Origin of the sequence: Undibacterium sp. (genome assembly GCF_030683615.1) — a bacterium.
Classification (GTDB): Bacteria; Pseudomonadota; Gammaproteobacteria; order Burkholderiales; family Burkholderiaceae_D; genus Undibacterium; species Undibacterium umbellatum.
The window spans coordinates 1-18,018 of sequence record NZ_JAUXQE010000002.1; the positions used below are offsets into that span (position 1 = coordinate 1).

16 protein-coding genes and 1 pseudogene are annotated in these 18,018 nt (G+C 52.8%); 9 read left to right on the forward strand and 8 right to left on the reverse strand.

Going from position 1 to position 18,018, the window contains the following annotated elements:
- Both Q8K39_RS00255 and Q8K39_RS00260 read right to left on the reverse strand, forming a co-directional pair.
- Nucleotides 1-82 (reverse strand): annotated as a pseudogene (locus tag Q8K39_RS00255) (IS5/IS1182 family transposase); the annotation flags it as partial.
- Between the two features lie 54 nt (nt 83-136).
- Entirely contained in the window at nt 137-751 is a 615-nt protein-coding gene (locus Q8K39_RS00260; RefSeq protein WP_305257818.1) for an OmpW family protein, read from the reverse strand.
- Between the two features lie 267 nt (nt 752-1,018).
- Between Q8K39_RS00260 and ettA the strand changes: the two genes are divergently transcribed.
- Both ettA and fliL read left to right on the forward strand, forming a co-directional pair.
- Nucleotides 1,019-2,686 (forward strand): energy-dependent translational throttle protein EttA, encoded by a 1,668-nt coding sequence (gene ettA, locus Q8K39_RS00265; RefSeq protein ID WP_186953875.1) that lies wholly within the window; start codon nt 1,019-1,021, stop codon nt 2,684-2,686.
- Between the two features lie 148 nt (nt 2,687-2,834).
- On the forward strand, nt 2,835-3,272 hold the full coding sequence (fliL, locus tag Q8K39_RS00270; RefSeq protein ID WP_186953874.1) for a flagellar basal body-associated protein FliL: 438 nt from the start codon (nt 2,835-2,837) through the stop codon (nt 3,270-3,272).
- On the opposite strand, the gene deoD is transcribed toward fliL, so the two are convergent.
- The 3 genes from deoD to deoC are packed head-to-tail and all read right to left on the reverse strand — an operon-like array spanning nt 3,262 to nt 6,135.
- Nucleotides 3,262-3,999, reverse strand: a complete 738-nt coding sequence (deoD, locus tag Q8K39_RS00275; protein ID WP_305257819.1) for a purine-nucleoside phosphorylase — start codon at nt 3,997-3,999, stop codon at nt 3,262-3,264. The two genes, fliL and deoD, sit on opposite strands and share 11 nt — an antisense overlap.
- Nucleotides 3,996-5,351 (reverse strand): thymidine phosphorylase, encoded by a 1,356-nt coding sequence (locus tag Q8K39_RS00280; RefSeq protein WP_305257820.1) that lies wholly within the window; start codon nt 5,349-5,351, stop codon nt 3,996-3,998. Before Q8K39_RS00280 ends, deoD begins: the two co-directional genes overlap by 4 nt.
- 1 nt (nt 5,352) lies before the next feature.
- Nucleotides 5,353-6,135: a deoxyribose-phosphate aldolase gene (gene deoC, locus Q8K39_RS00285; protein WP_305257821.1), complete on the reverse strand. Its 783-nt coding sequence runs from the start codon at nt 6,133-6,135 to the stop codon at nt 5,353-5,355.
- Between the two features lie 167 nt (nt 6,136-6,302).
- Here deoC and Q8K39_RS00290 point away from each other — a divergent pair, with 167 nt between their 5' ends.
- The 3 genes from Q8K39_RS00290 (at nt 6,303) to Q8K39_RS00300 (ending at nt 10,053) form a co-directional block, all read left to right on the forward strand.
- Entirely contained in the window at nt 6,303-6,890 is a 588-nt protein-coding gene (locus Q8K39_RS00290; RefSeq protein ID WP_305257822.1) for a YigZ family protein, read from the forward strand.
- A gap of 356 nt (nt 6,891-7,246) precedes the next feature.
- Complete coding sequence (locus tag Q8K39_RS00295) at nt 7,247-9,469, forward strand: serine/threonine-protein kinase (RefSeq protein ID WP_305257823.1); 2,223 nt, start codon at nt 7,247-7,249, stop codon at nt 9,467-9,469.
- Between the two features lie 137 nt (nt 9,470-9,606).
- Nucleotides 9,607-10,053 carry a hypothetical protein gene (locus tag Q8K39_RS00300; protein ID WP_305257824.1) on the forward strand — a complete coding sequence of 149 codons (447 nt, stop codon included), beginning with the start codon at nt 9,607-9,609 and terminating at the stop codon, nt 10,051-10,053.
- Nucleotides 10,054-10,070: 17 nt separating this feature from the next.
- Here Q8K39_RS00300 and Q8K39_RS00305 read toward each other — a convergent pair whose 3' ends face one another.
- The gene (locus tag Q8K39_RS00305; protein ID WP_305257825.1) at nt 10,071-11,591 is read right to left on the reverse strand and encodes a sigma-54 dependent transcriptional regulator; all 1,521 of its coding nucleotides are present in this window, start codon (nt 11,589-11,591) and stop codon (nt 10,071-10,073) included.
- Nucleotides 11,592-11,779: 188 nt separating this feature from the next.
- Here Q8K39_RS00305 and Q8K39_RS00310 point away from each other — a divergent pair, with 188 nt between their 5' ends.
- From Q8K39_RS00310 to Q8K39_RS00320, 3 genes are all read left to right on the forward strand, one after another.
- Nucleotides 11,780-12,343, forward strand: coding sequence for a hypothetical protein (locus Q8K39_RS00310; protein WP_305257826.1), 564 nt, complete (start codon nt 11,780-11,782; stop codon nt 12,341-12,343).
- A 46-nt stretch (nt 12,344-12,389) separates the two neighbouring features.
- Nucleotides 12,390-12,692, forward strand: coding sequence for a hypothetical protein (locus Q8K39_RS00315; protein WP_186953865.1), 303 nt, complete (start codon nt 12,390-12,392; stop codon nt 12,690-12,692).
- A 70-nt stretch (nt 12,693-12,762) separates the two neighbouring features.
- Nucleotides 12,763-13,809, forward strand: coding sequence for a hypothetical protein (locus tag Q8K39_RS00320; protein ID WP_305257827.1), 1,047 nt, complete (start codon nt 12,763-12,765; stop codon nt 13,807-13,809).
- A gap of 5 nt (nt 13,810-13,814) precedes the next feature.
- Here Q8K39_RS00320 and ltaE read toward each other — a convergent pair whose 3' ends face one another.
- Nucleotides 13,815-14,870, reverse strand: coding sequence for a low-specificity L-threonine aldolase (gene ltaE, locus Q8K39_RS00325; RefSeq protein ID WP_305257828.1), 1,056 nt, complete (start codon nt 14,868-14,870; stop codon nt 13,815-13,817).
- A gap of 139 nt (nt 14,871-15,009) precedes the next feature.
- Here ltaE and Q8K39_RS00330 point away from each other — a divergent pair, with 139 nt between their 5' ends.
- The gene (locus Q8K39_RS00330) at nt 15,010-15,711 is read left to right on the forward strand and encodes a transglutaminase-like cysteine peptidase (RefSeq protein WP_305257829.1); all 702 of its coding nucleotides are present in this window, start codon (nt 15,010-15,012) and stop codon (nt 15,709-15,711) included.
- A gap of 202 nt (nt 15,712-15,913) precedes the next feature.
- Here Q8K39_RS00330 and Q8K39_RS00335 read toward each other — a convergent pair whose 3' ends face one another.
- Nucleotides 15,914-17,872: an EAL domain-containing protein gene (locus Q8K39_RS00335; protein ID WP_305257830.1), complete on the reverse strand. Its 1,959-nt coding sequence runs from the start codon at nt 17,870-17,872 to the stop codon at nt 15,914-15,916.
- Between the last annotated feature and the right edge of the window lie 146 nt (nt 17,873-18,018).

The window sequence follows — 18,018 nt, forward strand, 5'->3', positions numbered from 1 at the left end:
TTTTCTTGCGTGCGCTCAGCAGAATATCTTCTATCTTCGCAAACTGTTCTCTACTGATGTCGCTTGGGTAGGCTTTTCTCATCACCTAAGTTTACGCAATATTCCTTTTGTTTACAATAAGATCTCGAACAGCCTCTTAGAAGCGATAGCCTACGCCTACACCTACCAGCCAAGGATCAACCTTGACTGCACTGACTTTAGCGCCAGAGATAGTGACATCGCTACGAATCTGTACTTTTTTGACATCCAGATTCAAAGACCAGTTTTTGTCGAGTTTGAAATCGACGCCAGCCTGTATCGCCAGACCAAAACTGCTGCTTTCCAGACCGCCTGCACCTTTGAGCAGGTTCACATCTGAAATGCGGGTGTAGTTAAGACCAGCGCCAATATAAGGACTGACTTGGGAACCAGGTGCAAAATGGTATTGCGCAGTCAAGGTTGGTGGCAAATGTTTGAAGCTGCCAATAACGGCGCCATCAAGTTTGACATCATGTTTTTGAGGGTAAGTCAAAATCAATTCTGCCGACCAGTTAGGCGTGAAGAAGTAAGTAATATCCACTTCAGGAATTACCTTGTTATCGACTGTAATACGGTCAGCGGCACCAGCGCCACCCACAGGATCAGAGCCATTTGCAGTACTGATATTGACGACACGGGCGCGCACTTGCCATGGGCTCTGTTCTTGAGCCATTGCCTGGGTTGCTGTGAAACCAATAGCGGCCAGGGAGAGTGCGATTACAAGCTTTTTCATTTTCATTTCCTTTTCTCATCAGTCAACAGTGATGAAGAAAGTGTAAATCCACACTAGTAGCAGGGTCTTGAGCTACATCAACTTTGGTGCAGGGCACCAAATATGCGTTCTTGTCATTGAAATTGCACGCATTCCAACTCGCTACATGCGCTATGGCAATGTCTGAACTTTGCCGTATACCTCAGATTTTCAGGTGAAATATTCCGTCCCGTGCTGGCTTGAGGTATCCTTGCAAACATTCTTATTCCCTATGAAAATTCAAGAAAAATGGCCAATTACGTCTACACCATGAATCGCGTCGGCAAAATCGTCCCACCGAAGCGTCAAATTCTGAAAGATATTTCCCTGTCCTTCTTCCCTGGTGCCAAGATTGGCGTGCTGGGTGTGAATGGTTCAGGCAAGTCTTCCCTGCTGAAAATCATGGCAGGCTTAGACAAGGACATACAGGGCGAAGCCGTGCCCATGCCTAACCTGAACATCGGTTACCTGCCGCAAGAACCGCAACTCGACCCGGAACAAACTGTGCGTCAGGCGGTTGAATCTGCGCTGGGTGAAGTGTTTGCAGCCAAGGCCAAACTGGAAGAAGTGTATGCCGCCTATGCTGAAGAAAATGCTGACTTTGATGCGCTGGCGAATGAACAGGCACGTCTGGAAGCGATTATCTCCACCTCCTCTGGCGACAATGTAGAACTGCAACTGGAAATGGCTGCCGATGCGTTGCGCCTGCCACCATGGGATGCCAAGATAGGCGTCTTGTCCGGTGGTGAAAAACGCCGCGTCGCCCTGTGCAAATTGCTGCTGTCCAAGCCTGATATGCTCTTGCTTGATGAACCAACCAACCATCTGGATGCTGAATCTGTTGATTGGCTGGAACAATTCCTGCTGCGCTTTCCTGGCACCGTCGTGGCGATTACCCATGATCGTTACTTCCTCGACAATGCGGCTGAATGGATTTTGGAGTTGGATCGTGGCCATGGTATTCCATGGAAAGGCAATTACTCTTCCTGGCTGGATCAGAAGCAAGCCCGTTTGAAGCAAGAAGAAGCCACAGAATCCGCCCGCCAGAAAGCCCTGCAAAAAGAACTGGAATGGTCACGCCAGAATCCGAAAGCACGTCAGGCCAAGAGCAAGGCGCGTCTGGCCCGCTTCAATGAGATGAGCGAGCATGAATACCAGAAGCGCAATGAAACCCAGGAGATTTTCATCCCTGTGGCCGAACGTCTGGGTAATGAAGTTATCGAATTCAAAAACGTCAGCAAAGCCTTTGGTGACCGCCTGCTCATCGACAACCTGAGCTTCAAGATCCCGCCTGGCGCGATTGTCGGCATCATCGGCCCTAACGGTGCCGGTAAATCGACCTTGTTCAAGATGATCAAGGGTCTGGAAACACCGGACAGCGGCGAAGTAGTGCTGGGCCAGACTGCAAAGATTTCTCTGGTTGACCAGTCACGTGAAGACCTGGGCAACACCAAGACGGTATTTGAAGATGTGGCAAACGGTGCCGACATTTTGACAGTAGGCCGTTTTGAAATGCCTTCCCGCGCTTATCTGGGTCGCTTCAACTTCAAGGGCGGTGACCAGCAAAAGATCGTTGGCAACCTCTCTGGTGGTGAGCGTGGCCGTTTGCATCTGGCAAAGACTCTGCTGCAAGGCGGCAATGTCCTGCTGCTGGATGAACCATCCAATGATCTGGACGTGGAAACCCTGCGTGCGCTGGAAGATGCCTTGCTGGAATTTGCCGGCAGCGTCATGGTCATTTCCCATGACCGCTGGTTCCTTGACCGTATCGCCACCCACATCCTGGCGTTCGAAGGCAACTCACAAGTCAGTTTCTTTGACGGCAACTATCAGGAATATGAAGCCGACAAGAAAAAACGTCTGGGCGAAGAAGGTGCCAAGCCCAAGCGTATCCGTTACAAGCCTTTGACTGTGTAAGCCCCCCTGCCTGGCGTTCAAGGCATTCACCTGTGTCGTTTCACGGGTGAATGCAGAATACCAGGCATGCCGTTGTAAATTTGTTTAACAGTGTGTTTTGTTGCTATGCGATAAGCTTCTGAAAAATATAGGTTTTTCTTGAGTAAACATGAGCAAAAGGCAAAATATGATACTGAAAAAACATTTTTCCCCTGTTCTGCTTTGCCTGGCTCTGAGTCTGCAATCAGGATTGCTCCTGGCGGCTCCTGAAAACAAAGCTGCCAGTGCTTCAGCCAGCGCAGGTGCACCGACTGCCAAACTGGAAGCTTTTGTGGTTAATCTTTCCAGTACAGAGCGCTACCTGCAACTCAGCATGGCGCTGCAAATTGCCAGCGCAGAAGTCAACGACAAGATAAAAATGTTCATGCCCAAGGTCAGGCATACCCTGATCCTGTTATTGAGTAGCAAGGACAGTGAACAATTGCAAAGCCTGGATGGCAAACATCAGTTGATGGAAGAGATCAAGAGCGGCGTCAACAAGACGCTGGAGCTGAAAGAGCGCGATGGCGTGACCGATGTCTTCTTTGAAAACTTCGTTATCCAGTAATTTTAGAGCGGCAATCAATACCTCCACAACAGCTTTCCAGCGCGATTTCCACCATATCGCCAAAGCTGTTTTGCCTTTGTTCAGCCGTCATGCTGGCCCCGCTGCGCAGATGGTCGGCCACCGTCAGCAAACCCAGTGCCTGCACGCCATGTTCGGCTGCCACTGAATATAAGCCTGCCAGTTCCATTTCCACCGCCAGTATCTGCATTTTTTCCATGATGTCGAAAAGTTGCGGCTGCACGCTATAAAACAGGTCGGCAGAAAACACATTGCCTACCCTGACAGGCTTGCGCAAACTGTTGGCCGTGTCCACCGCTTTTGCCAGCAAGGCATAGTCGGCAATCGCTGCAAAATCATGATCCATGAAACGCATGCGGTTGACCTTGCTGTCGGTGCTGGCCCCCATGGCGATGATCACATCCCCCAGTTGCAGGTCGTCCCGCAAAGCGCCGCAAGAACCCAGCCTGATGAGTTTTTTCACGCCATATTCGCGTATCAATTCTGTCGCATATATGCTGATCGAAGGTATACCCATGCCATGCGCCAGCACAGATATCTTCCGCCCACGATACCAGCCAGTGTAGCCCAGCATATTGCGTACGGTGTTCACCAGTTGGACATCGCTGAGCCAGTGTTCAGCGATCATCTTGGCGCGCAAGGGGTCGCCCGGCATGAGGACGGTGTCAGCAAATTCACCGGGGGCGGCATTGATATGGGGAGTAGTCATACTGTTTCTGTCGTGAGGGCTGGCGCAGTTGGGCGCAAGCCACCGCGCATGCTTTGCCGTAATTGTTGTGGTCGTGGCGCGGCTACTTCGCCAAATGTGCATGCTGCCAGCAGGCTCTTGCTGGCAATAGCCAGACTATCTGCATCAGCGGCATGGATGATGGCCAGTGGAGTGTCGCCCTCCATGAGTTGGCCCAGTTCCGCCAATTGGCTCAAGCCTGTGCTGGTATCCCGTTGCCCCTGGGCTGTGGTACTCAATTGCAAGGCCAGCAAACCAATGGCGCGGGTATCCATCTTGTTCAGATAGAAGCCAGCGGGCGCAAAGACTGCTTGTTGCAAGGCCGCGCCAGGCAAGTAGTCGTCAATTTTGGCGAGCAGATCAAGCGGGCCACCCAGCGCCGCACAAGACCGCTCAAACACCTGTGCCGCCTTGCCGCTGTGCAGAGCATCCAGCAAGCGCACCTGCGCCTCCAGAGTATTGGCAGCCAGGCCCGCCAGTAACAGCATCTCTGTCCCCAGCGCCAACACGGTCTGGTGCAGGCGCTGCGGGCAAGTATCGGTGCGCAGATACGCCAGCGCCTCGCGTATTTCCAGCGCATTGCCTACGCTGGGTGCCAGCGGCTGGCTCATGTCGGTAATCAGGGCTGAGCAAGCCATGCCCGCTGCATTGGCAGTGTCTATGATGTTTTTTGCCAATGCCTGCGCCTGCACCAGCTCTGGTGTCTGCGCGCCATTGCCACATTTGATATCCATGACCAGCGCATCCAGCCCGGCGGCAAATTTTTTAGACAGGATGGATGCCGTAATCAAAGGCAGGCTATCCACCGTAGCTGTCACGTCGCGTATCGCATACAGTCGTTTGTCTGCCGGGGCCAGATCAGCAGTCTGGCCGATGATGGCCATACCGCAATCCCTGACCACACGGCGAAAGTGCGCCAGATCCGGCGTTGTGCAATAACCAGGTATGGCTTCCAGCTTGTCTTGCGTACCGCCAGTATGACCAAGGCCACGGCCACTGATCATGGGGACAAAACCGCCGCAAGCCACCACCATCGGGGCCAGCACCAGCGACACCAGGTCACCCACCCCACCCGTAGAATGCTTGTCCACGACCGGCCCAGGCAAATCCAGATCATCCCAGCGCAAGACCGTGCCAGAGTCACGCATGGCCAGCGTCAGTGCAGCCCCCTCTGCCGCCGTCATCCCCTGAAAGCAGGTTGCCATGCAAAATGCCCCTAGCTGCGCATCTGATATGCTGCCATCGACCATGCCAGCGACTAGCAACTGTATCTCAGCCTGCTCCAGTGCCTGGCCTGCACGCTTTTTACGTATCAGCTCTTGCGCCAGCAGCATCTCAGTATCCTGCCTTGATCTGTGCCGGTACGTCGTGCAGGCAAGCCTGCAAATTACTCAAGAGGCTTGAAGCACCAAAACGAAAATGCGCAGGACTCACCCAATCCTGTCCCAGGATGTTATCCGCCAGCGCCAGATAGGCAGCTGCTTCTTCCGCCGTCCTGACACCACCTGCGGCCTTGAAGCCACAATGACTACCGGTTTCCTTGATCACGATCAGCATAGTTTCTGCCGCTGCCAGCGTGGCATTGACTGCCACCTTGCCAGTAGAAGTCTTGATAAAGTCTGCACCTGCCGTGATTGCTATCAAGCTGGCGGCGCGGATAAAGGCATCGGTCTTTAGCTCGCCACTTTCTATGATCACCTTCAAGAGCTTGTCGCCGCAAGCTGTCTTGCAAGCCCTAACCATCTCTGCCCCGGTGCTGGTGTCACCCGCCATCAATGCGGCATAGGGGAAAACCAGATCAACCTCATCTGCACCGTAGGCAATGGCTGCCCTGGTCTCGGCCACAGCGACCTCTACGTCTGCCTCGCCATACGGAAAATTTACCACCGTCGCCACTTTGATGGCTGGCGTACCAAATTCAAGCAGTATCTTTTTTGCATGCGGAATAAAGCGCGGGTAAATGCACAGCGCCGCCACCTGCCCTTGCTCACTGCTGGCAGCATTACACAAGGCCGTGATCTTTTCCCTGCTGTCATCCTCATTCAGGCTGGTCAAATCCATCAGGCGCAGAGCGCGGCTGGCTGCCTGCTTCAAAGCCGTATCTGGGGTGGAAGACATGGTACTTGCTCCGGTAAAAACAAACGTTAAAGATACGGCGCATGTGGATGGCACTGCTTGATATACATCAGACATCAAGACTATGCTCAGAATACGAGCAATACAGTTTATGTATACCCAGACCCAATTAGCCGCCAAAATAGCGGTTTTGCCCCATCCAGCACCCCATGTACCAGCTCGCCGCCCCCGCTTTTGCCGAAATCGAAATCAAGAAAAGCCGTTTCCTGGGCCAGCTCTACCCACTCAACAGCCGCGCCGAAGCACGCCAGCAACTGGCCAGCATACGCGCCCAGCACCCTGATGCCGTACACGTCTGCTGGGCGCTGATCTGCACTGGCGACTCTGGCCTGGATGATGATGGCGAACCTTCCGGCACCGCCGCCAAACCCATGTACAACGTGCTGGTACACAAGGACGTGACCAATGTGCTGGCCGTGGTTGTGCGCTACTGGGGTGGCACCAAGCTCGGTGCTGGCGGCCTGACGCGCGCCTATGGCCAGGCTATTTCAGATGCCTTCAAGGTCGCCGACCTGATAGAGGTGGAATACATGGTGACCTGGGATATAGTCTGCGCCTATGCTGATGAATCCCATGTACGCCGCCTGTGCGACAAGTTTGCCGCCAGCGTCACCGAGCTGGCCTATACAGAATCCACCACCATCAGCATCAGCATCAAACAAAAACTGGCTGCCAGCTTTGAAGCAGAATTGATAGAAATGCTCAAAGGCCAGGTCAGCATCAGCAAACCGGACTAAGCACTCGCCTTCCCACATTCGCCACTGGCGCAACCAATAGGCTGTCATTAGCCAAGGCTGCACAGCAAGCTCGCCCCAAAGAACAGGGCAAGGCCAAGCGCCAATATATTATCGATATACCATCAACATGCAGCGGCGAAATTGGAAGCTTGCTTTTTTACATGTAAATTACTGTCAATTAACATGTCATTTACATATAAAATAGCTTTGCTTGTCACTGTGCTTACACAGTTTTGTAATAAAGTTCGCTATATTATTGCCGTTACAACTTGTTACGACTAGCAACTATCTCGCATGGATAGATAGCTGCATGTTAACAATTGCGGTATTAAAAATAATAACCATGCAAGAAACCAATGCAAAAATCCAATCTGGCCAGCAACGACAATACGGAAAAAGAAGAAGTAAGCATCAAGCTCAGACACTACGAGTTTAAAAAACGTCTGGGTGAAGGCGGCTTTGGGCAAGTCCATGAAGCCTGGGACAGCAAACTCTGTCGCCCTGTCGCCATCAAACAGCTCAAAGCAATAGAGGGTGCCGCCAGCGCAACCCCAACTAGCAGCCTGCTCAAGGAAGCACGCCTGGCCGCATCTCTCAAGCACCCCGCCTTCGTCAAGATCTTTGCCATTGAAGATGAAGACAGTAGCCATTCCATCGTCATGGAACTGGTGCCCGGCCTGACCCTCAAGCAATTGCTGCAACAACACCCACAGCAACCGCTGCCAGAACAGCAAGCCATCAACATCGTCAACCAGGTCGCCGAAGCCATGCAGGAAGCACACGCCAGCGGCCTCATCCATGGCGACCTGAAACCATCCAACCTCATGGTCGAACCCGACGGCAAAGTGCGCATACTCGACTTTGGCCTCGCATCACAAACCGATGCGCAAGCGACCACATCCATGAGCCAGCTGGACCCGCAAGGCACCATAGCCTACATGGCACCGGAACGCATGATGGGCAGCCCGGCCAGCGCCCAAAGCGACATCTACGCCCTCGGCGTCATCCTCTACGAAACCCTGACCGGCCAACGCCCCTTCGCCAACGCCAGCGGCCTGGCCCTGGCCGCCGCCCTGATGCAATCGAATTCAGACACCTGGGAATTTCCAGCAGGATGCAAGCCAGAACTGATCAAGCTGGTGCTGGCGATGACGGCACGGCAGACTGAGAAACGTTTGAACAGCATGCAGCAGGTGCATGAACAATTGCGTGGGTTGGTGAGTGTGCCGGTGCTTGCGGCAGTTACTAGTGTCGGTAATGCAGACGGCAATTCAGGCAATGGCTGGAAAACGCTGAGTAAGCCAAAACGCTTTGCCATCGCCAGCGCCATTATTGTTGCACTGGGTTATGGTGCTTGGCAGGCTGCGCCTTATCTTGAGATGGACAAGATGTCGTTGAAGCCGTTTTCAGAATCATTGGCTATGAAACAGGGGCTGGAGGCATTGCGCCAATTTGAGAGACCTGGCAATTATGAAGTTGCCGCCAAAAGTTTTGAAGCGATCTTGAAGCGTAATCCTGAGAATGCGGCAGCTGTAGCTGGGCTATCGATTATGTACATAATGCTTTATGAAAGTGACAAGCAAGATGAAGTTTTGCTCCAAAAAGCAAATGCCAGCGCACAACAAGCATTGAAATTAAATGATAAGTTAGCTCTCAGCCATATCGCTGTTGCCAGAGTTGATCTACAAGCAGGTAAATATGAAAAGTCGTTACACGCTTTTGAGAAAGCGCTGACTTTTGATCCTGACAATATCTTTGCTTCATATGGCCGTGTAACATCATTACGGAAAATGAAGCAATATGAAGAGGCAATAAAACAAGCAACTGCTGGACTGGAAAAATTTCCTCAAGAAAGAATGTTTGCAGAAGAACTAGGTGTCTCATATTTTGAGCAAGGAAAATACTCTGAGGCCGAAAAATTCTTTAGATTAAGTATAAAAATACAGCCCGACTCAATATTTGCCTATGCAAATTTAAACAACGCTTTGGTTAAGCAAAATCGAGACAATGAAGGGTTGCAGGTGTTGCAACAAGGTCTACTTGTCAAGCCGAGTGCATTACTGTATTCAAATGTTGGAATGGTACTTTTCAAGAAAGGCGATTATGTTGGTGCTGCCGATGCTTTTGAACTTGCAGTAACTCCAAACAAGGGAAATCCAGCCAAATACTTGGGCTGGGCCAATCTTGGTGACAGTTTGCTTTGGATACCTGGGCGGGAAAGCGAGGCAAAAAAAGCTTATGAAAAAGCGCGCGAACTGCTTGCTCCTCGTCTGCAAACATCTCCAAATGATAGCGCACTTGTCTCTCGCTATGGCCTGTATTCAGCGCGTATGGGTGACAAAGAAAAAGCAAATGAATACATACAACACGCTCTCAAGCTAGCGCCCAAAGATGCCAATGTACATTTCCGTGCTGGTTTGACTTACGAATTGCTTGGTCAAAGGGATGAGGCAATTGCTGAAATTGCCAAGGCAATCGAAAATGGATATTCACTCAAAGCTATAGAGTCAGAACCTGACTTACTAAGTTTAAGGCGAGATCCTCGTTATCCAAAAATATCCAACGGCCAGTCAAAATAAACTGGAACAGTTTTTGCTGGCCTATGGAAGCAGTAAAGACTTCTTTAATCTGATACTTAGTTGATTATTGAAGTGGGAAGCATGAATATCGTCAGTACATGCTTATTTGTTTAATCCAATCAATTGAGAGCTTGAATATGAGTGAGCCAGTCAACTATACATTCACAACATTTTTTAACCAAGGTGATCCACAAAGTCGGGCTACTGTTTCAGCTACCGGGAAATTCACACCAGAACCTCCAAAAAGTTCGCTCAATGGTAAAAGTATCCTCAATGTCGGCGATACCGTGACCTTTAATTTCAAAGGTACAGCTACCAATCCATCCAATACCGTAACAGTAACCGCAAGTGCATTCATCGCGATTTGCAAAGCGGAACTAGAAAATGGAAAAGCTGCAGTCGGAAGTGCAAAAACTGCGTGCCCAGTTGATGGTGTAACAATGACGATGAATGAGGACAGCCTTGGCTTCTGGGGGTTTACTATCTCATTTACAGCGGACTTCACTGATGCGAATGGCACCGTTGTAAGTTCAGAGTTTTTCTACCTACCTGATCCCGAAGTGGACGTTGAAACAGGAGGCTAAAACTTCCAGTCGATTGGTTAACTAACCCCCACCACCTTCAAATACCGCCTCAACGCCTCACTAGGCGTTTTCAATAAAGCAGCACAAGCCTCTACATCGCCAGCACTGGTTTCCAGTGACTGGCGAATTTCTTCTGTAGGTATCTGTTCGGCACGGCGTATCTGGCTGTGGTTGTCGAGCAGCTTGTACATCGAGGGGCGCGAGACGCCGAGTTCTTGTGCGGCTCCCTGTATATACCAGTCGTTGTTTTCCATCGCGCGCAGGACGTCTTCATCACTGAGTTCATTGAGTTTTTTGCGTGGTGTAGCTGGCTGCGTGATTTTACTGTCTGTGCTGATGCTGGCCTGTGCCACGCTGGATGGGGCATGGTGGGTGGTTTTGACCAGGCTGGCGAGTTGTGGTACCTCACCGAGTTGCAGGGCCAGCAGGGCGCGGCGCAGGACGTGGGACAACTGGCGGATATTGCCGGGCCAATCGTAATTGGCAAATTCGCTGACCAGTACCACTGGCAGGCTGGTGCCTATTTCATTGGGCAGTTTGCTATTGCTGAGCAGGTTCAGCAGCAAGACACCTATATCTTCACGGCGGGTGCGCAATGGTGGCAGGTGGATGATGAAGCTTTCGAGGCGGCGCAGCAGGGCCTGGTTGAAGCCTTCACTGTATAAGTCCTGGTCGGTCGCGGCGATCAGGCGGGCGCTGGATTTTTGGTCTTGCTGGGCGCCGAGCGGGCGGTAGTCGCCGCTTTCAAGCACACGCAGCAGCATGGGTTGTATGCTGGCTGGGGTGTTGCCTATTTCATCGAGGAAGAGGGTTGCACCCTCTGCCTCGGCAAACAGACCTTTGCGGGCGTTTTGTGCGCCTGTGTAGGCGCCTTTGACGGCACCAAACAAATCGGCAGCGGCCAGGGCTTCGTTCAGGGCGGCCATGTTGACACTGACCAGCTCTGCATTGGCTCGCTTGCTATAGGCGTGGATGGCGCGGGCAGCGATTTCTTTGCCTGTGCCGGTTTCACCCAATAACAAGACGGGCAGCTCGGTCCCAGCGACCTGGCGTATCTGGTCGCGGGCGACGATGGCGGCGCTGCCCACACCGATAAAGCCCAGCGCGGGATTGTGCTTGGGCAGGCAGCGCATCCAGTGCAGGCAGATGATGATGGCGCGGCCCAGGCCGAGGATGACGCCTGCTTCCAGTTGTTCACGGCTTAAGGCTACAGGTGCATTGATCTCCTCCCCATTGACCTCGACCACCATGCGGCTGGCGGGTGGGGTGATGAGGATGTTGTCATACCCATCGCGGCTGATACGTACGGGGTCACGCGAGATGCCGCCATAGCCCAGCGGCAGGCCGTCTTTGCCGGGGTGACGGAACAGCGGCAAGAAGCGATTGATCTCAACCTGGCCATCAGGGTTGCTGACCATGAACTGTTCACCTATGCGCTGGCTGTCTGGATGCCAGATGATGGTCAGGCCCAGCAGGGCCGAGGCATTGTCGGCCAGCTTGGCCAGGGGTGAGGTCAGGGTGTAGTCGGTATCGGTCATTATGATTGCTGCGAAGCTGGTACTTGAATGTAAGCGACAGTGTAAAGCGCCAATGTAAATTTGTATGCTTTACATGTCAATTGTGGTCGAAAAAACCTTCTCTCCCTAGGGAAGCGGTGCTGGCACGGGCTTTGCAAATAGACACGCATAGCGCAAGTGAACCTGCTTGCCATCTGAAGGAGATCATCATGCCTACCACTGAAATCTTGCTTGTTGTACTTAATCTGCTGCTGTTCATGCTGCTCAGCAAAATGGCCCTGAAAGCCAGGCTGGCGCGCAATATTGCCATGCGTTTGCTGACAGATGACGTGTATTACCATGAAACCCGCGCGGTGCTGATACAAAAGAATGTAGAGAGTGCCAGGTTGTCCCTTGGCCGTGTCCGTATCAGTACCATCGCTAAAATTCCTACCCCGCGCCAGCAAGACCCACAGGCAGCCTGGTTTGCCGCTGTCCACACTTCTACCCATATGCGCCTGCGCCCTTTGCCAGAGCCTGCACCATCGGTGCTGGAAGTGCCGTATGCCTTGTGGGCCACGACCTGGGCCTCAAAAGACACACCCTGGTCTACCACAGTAAGCCTGAAGCAGGAAACGCAGCCTGAAGCTGCGGCAGAAGTTGCAGTAGAGGCGGCTGCGGTAGTGGCTGTGGACGTGGTCAAAGAAAAACCTGCACGCAAACTGGTACTCAAGCCTGGCAAGACTGCGCAAGACTTGCTGGAAATGGGGATGATGCAGCGCGCTGCCTTTTAAATATCTGGAGCACTGAAGCATGCCAACCGTATTTCAGGAGTTATCTATGAAGCCCGCACAGCCATACACGACTGCAGACATGTTATTGAAGCTTGACCCGGTTGGTGACTTTGATTTGTACCAGGATTGCCTGCCACCCATGCTGAGATTGCAAGCCAATCTGTTTGGCGAACGCATACCGACTGAGGCAGAAGAGGCGGCAGCACTGGATACTTTTCGTACTTTGTATGGTATGGCCAGAAATGGTTTTGACAGGCGCAAGACAGACAGGCGACTGGACCCGGCCAGGCTGGCCAGGGCAGCAAACTACCAGCGCCGTAAGGGTGACGATCGTAATAACGGCATATAACTGCACACCACACACATTACAGCACACAGCAGCACACACAACCCAGAGCCATGAGAATTCAGGATCACCTATGATGAAAGAACAAACGCTGCTCGTTCCGCATGAAGAAGATCCTCTGCTTGCATTTGCGCCAGAAGAACCTGGACTGCAATGGCAAAGGATCATGGGCATGGCTGTGCATGGTGATGCCAACTGGGAACTGGAAATTTGTCGCAAGACTTGCATGACGCTGGCAGAAGCCAAGTCTTTTGCAGCGGCGGATGACCGTATCACTTTTTTCTTTTATGTCAAACATTACGCCATCATGTGCCGTCACCAGGTCTTGCATGCGGGTGATGTGGTGTTTTTTTCTGGCACGCCTGTTCTGGTGGCAGAAGCCGGGGCAGACAGTTTTGAAAAACCTGCTGCACCGGGCAGCCGTTTTAGCATCACCGCCGCGCCGGGCAATCATTGGGTCAGCATACAGGCGCATATGCAGGTGCCTTTTTTGAGCAGCACACAAGCCCATGCTTATCTCTGGCCTTGCCTTCTGCCTGGCCAGGCGCATGGCGCTGAATTACAAGGTGGCGGTTTGCAGGCGGTGCTTTGTTATTGTCCGCCCCATGAGGTCACCGATGAAGTTTCTGAACACCCGTTTGCGCAAGGGGGTTGGTGGGTGTGCGGGCAATATGTTCATGCGGGTGGAAAACTACAGGCAGAGCAAACCTGCTTTGGTGGCCCGTATATGGCAGTCGCTCCTGGCGACATACTGAGCTGCCGCATTGTCTATGATGCCGCCAATCACAGTTGGCTGCAAACGATTACCAATTGCAGCAACAAGGATAGTGTCATTTTCCCGATGAATGCAAAACAAAAAACCGGGCAGGCGCTTGAGAAAAACATGCTGGGATTTTGCCTGGAAAAATTGCTGCCAGCCCGGCATGAGCATAGTCGGCATCTGCATCAATGCCTGAGTCTGTTCAATGTCATTGCCAGGCTCACCTATCCGCAAAGTCAGCTGGGGCAAGACCTGAACCAATTGCCCTACATAGACAACGCCAGGCTCAGTGATGACCAGACCTGCCTGCACATAGGGCGCATCGTTTTGTACAACCCCATGATGCATGCAGGGGAGTGAGCAGCTTATGCTGCGCCCTCGCTGGTCGGCGCATTCCAGGCATTGAAGAATGTCTTGAACACTGTGAGCACTTTGTCGATGTCTGCAGCGCTGACATCCAGATGGGTGACCATGCGCATATGGGGTGTCACCCTGGCCAGAATGCCGTGCTCGCGCAGCAAACCGTCAAGGCCAGCGCAAGCTGCGGCAGGCATGTCGGCATAGACGATATTGGTTTGCGGCGTTTGTACGGTAAGCGCCGCGATTTGTCGCAGGCCATGCGCCAGGCGTTCGGCATGGGCATGGTCTTCTGCCAGCCGTGCCACGTTATGTTCAAGCGCATACTGGGCTGCGGCAGCCAGGCCCCCGGCCTGACGCATGCCACCACCGAGCATCTTGCGCCAGCGTCTTGCTTGCGCGATGAGTGACTTGTCGCCACAGAGTACGGACCCGACTGGCGCGCCCAGTCCTTTGGACAGGCACACCGAGACGCTGTCAAAACCCCTGACCGCCTCTCTGGGGCTGATGCCGAGTTTGACGATGGCATTGCAGATACGCGCGCCATCCAGGTGGGTGGCCAGGCCACGCTGATGGGCCAGGCTGGTGGCGGCCTGTGTGTATTCCATCGGCAGGACTTTGCCGCCTATGGTGTTTTCCAGCGCCAGCAAACGGCTGCGGGCAAAATGAAAATCATCGGGCTTGATGGCGGCGGCAATGTCTTCCAGTGCTATCGTGCCATCGGCCTGGTTTTGCAAGGGCTGCGGCTGTATGCTGCCGAGCACGGCGGCACCACCGCCTTCGTATTTATAGGTATGGGCCTCTTGCCCGGCAATATATTCATCGCCGCGCCCGCAATGGCTGAGCAGGGCCAGCAAATTGCTTTGTGTCCCGGAGGGGGCAAACAGGGCGGCCTCGTAGCCAAACAAGTCGGCAGCATAGTCTTGCAGGCGGTTGACGCTGGGGTCATCGCCATAGACATCATCACCCAGGTCGGCAGCCTGCATGGCGGCACGCATGGCCGGGCTGGGACGGGTGACGGTGTCACTGCGCAAATCTATCCAGTTGCTTTGACTTTTTGACATTGGTTTTCCTCTAATCTGGCTAAGTGCATGCATTTTAGCAATTTTCATCTGACAATTTTTAAAAGCAAAAATGCGTCTATCTGTGCAGCATAAACCGCTACACTGTTGCTCTTGTTCATGCTTACCAGATCAACCACTCATGCGCAGTCGCACGGCCAAATTCGCTGCCAGTCTGTTTGTGCTGCTGGGCTTTATCAGCCCGGTGGTGGTATCTGGCCTGGTGGATTTTTCGCCGGGCTTGATTGAGTCCGTGGGCAAGCGCTTTGGTGTGGAGGGGCCACGCCGCCTGGCGCAAATGCAGGTTGCCATCAACAAGATCAAGGCCGCCGCTGGCAAGGACTTTGCCAGGAATGTTGCGCGCTCTAGCGATGGCCAATATGAAATGGCAGTGCTGCGGCAAGTGAATGACTTTTATAATCGTGTGCCGTATCTGACAGATCAGGAACACTGGGGTGTCAACGACTATTGGGCTACGCCTGTAGAAATGATTGCTTCATGGGGCGCTGATTGCGAAGACTATGCCGTGGCCAAGTACATGACGCTGAAGGACCTGGGCATACCAGCCGAGCGTTTGCGCATCACTTATGTCAGGGCAACGCGCATAGGTGAAACCCATATGGTGCTGGCGTATTATCCCAGCCCGGCGGCAGAGCCGTGGATCATGGACAATCTGGAAGATGACATACAGCCCGCCTCAGCCCGGACTGATCTGGTGCCTGTCTACAGTTTTAACGATGATGACTTATGGCTGGCCAGCGGCAATACCCGCAAGGGCGGGGCATCAACAGTGCGTTTGTGGAAGGATTTGATAGAGAAGATAGCCAAGGAAAAACGCATGTGACGGGCTTACGGAAAATTGCTCCAGTTGCGTTGCAGCTTCTGTATTTAACAAGATTCGGTACTAAAGTACTGTCTTCGTCGCTACGGCGTAGTCGGGGTTTCGGACAAGATGTTGTCTGCCGACGTAGCGAACCACCCTTGCAAGGGTGGTTTCCCGAAGCGATAGCCTTGCTGGAACAATTTTCCGTAAGCCCTTTTATGCCTCACTCTACCGCAGCCATGATGACTTTTTCGGGCGCGCCAAAATAGAAGCCCTGCCCGCATTCTATCTGGTCGGCTATCAATAATTGCAGGCTGGCTTCTGTCTCTACATTTTGTGCCACCAGGGATATGCCCAGGGATTGCGCGAATTTGACGATGGCGCGTAAATGGGCGTGGCTGTTTTCGTTCTCAGCCACTTCTTGCACCAGACCGCCATCAAGCTTGATGTAGTCCGGCGGCACTTCGCGGATGAAGTTCAGGGCATGTGGGTCCAGACCAAAATGATCGACGCCAAAGCGTACACCGGCAGTACGCAAGGTGTTGAAAAATTTCCTGGTCACGGCATGGTCCTTGGCGCAGGCAGATTCGCTGATCTCTACTGACAAGCGGGCTGCCAGTTCTGGGGAGTATTTCAGGCGTGCCATTAGCCATTCACAGAATTCCTTGCTTTCCATGGATTGCAGCGAAACATTGACGGCGATACTTTTGTAGCTGCCACGATTTTTTTGCAACAGGTCCAGGATGAGAGTGACCACGGCCTGGTCTATCTCTGGCATCAACTGATGGCGCAAGGCCATGGGCAGGAATTGATTGGCAGGCACCAGATTGCCCTGGTTATCAAGCAGGCGCGAGAATACTTCATGATGCACCAGCTGACGCAATTGCAGGCGCATGACAGGCTGGGCAAACAGGACCCAGCGGTTTTCTGCCAGGGCATCGCTGATCATGGTGCGCCAGCCATGTGAACCTGCCATCGCTGCCTCACTGTCTTCCATGTGGGTAAGCGTGATTTGTCCATTGCCGGACTGGCGCATGGTTTCTATGGCCAGGTCGGCATGGGAAAAAACATCTCCACGCTGTTGTGCCGGACCAAACACCACGGCACCCGCCGCCAGGCTGACTTGCCGGGTTGCGCGCAGCAGGACTTGATTCAATCTGTAATGCAGGGCATCTACCAGCAAATTCATGGCTGCCTGATCGACATCAATACAAACTAGGGCCATGGAACTGCCACCTATGCGGCCAAGCATATGGCTGTATTTGCTCGCCACTTCCGTCAGCACAGTGGCGACATCGGCCAGCAAGGCATCGCCCTGTTGATAGCCATAGTGGCGATTGTATTCTTTCAAGCCATCGAATTCGAAAACAAAAATGACGGCGCTTTCAAAGCGCCCGTCTTCTGACAGCAAATGATTAAAGCGCAGGTCAAAACCGTGGCGGTTTTCCAGGCCACTGACTTTGTCGATGAAGGCTTCACGTCTAAAATTGTCGGCCCGGCTGATTTCTGCATCCAGCATGCTGGAGATGCGTTCTGTCATATGGTTCATGGCGACGACCACACGTTTTAGCTCACGGGTTTGTGGCACCACTTCTATGCGTTGAAAACGCTTGGCCTGTATGGCGATGGCGACTTCTTCAATTTTTTCAAGCGGGCCGAGTATGATTCTCAACAAGACAACGGTTAAACCCAGGACGACAAGGTACATGGCAAACATCCATAAGGCCATTTCTTTCATCGAACGCCACAGAAATTCATAGGCATAAGCCGGATGACTGATGACGATGACCTTGCCCAGCTGCCGCCAGCCGGATGAGATAAAGGCTTCCCCCGCCGGCGTCTGCAAATCAAACAGCGCGGGCATCCATGTCGGTACATTGTCTTTGCTGCCAGCCAGCTCCTTATTGATGATAACTTTGCCGGCTGGATCAAGAACCACGATTTTCTTATAATAGCCGCGGTCAAACAGGGTGGAGATTTGTATATTGGCCAGGGTCTGGTCGTTTTTGACCAAGGCTTCTTCCAGTGGCCGCGACAAGGCCGTGGCGGCATCCTGTGCGTGCGAGGCCAGTTGCTGTTGCAGATAATCCCGTGTGGTCAGCACCGACAAAGTCTGCAAGCCAAGGAACACGGCAAAAAAAATAATGGATATGGCAAGCAGGAGTTGTCGTCTCAGTGTCATAGCGTCTCTTTGTATGTTTTCATTCCCTGACTCTGCCTCTGTTTGTATTAAGACTTGCGTAAAACCACCCCGACTGCCTTGCAGCGTCTCTCACTGGAGCCGCGACTAAAGTATTGTCTCGTCACTGGCACCACAATGGGGCCATG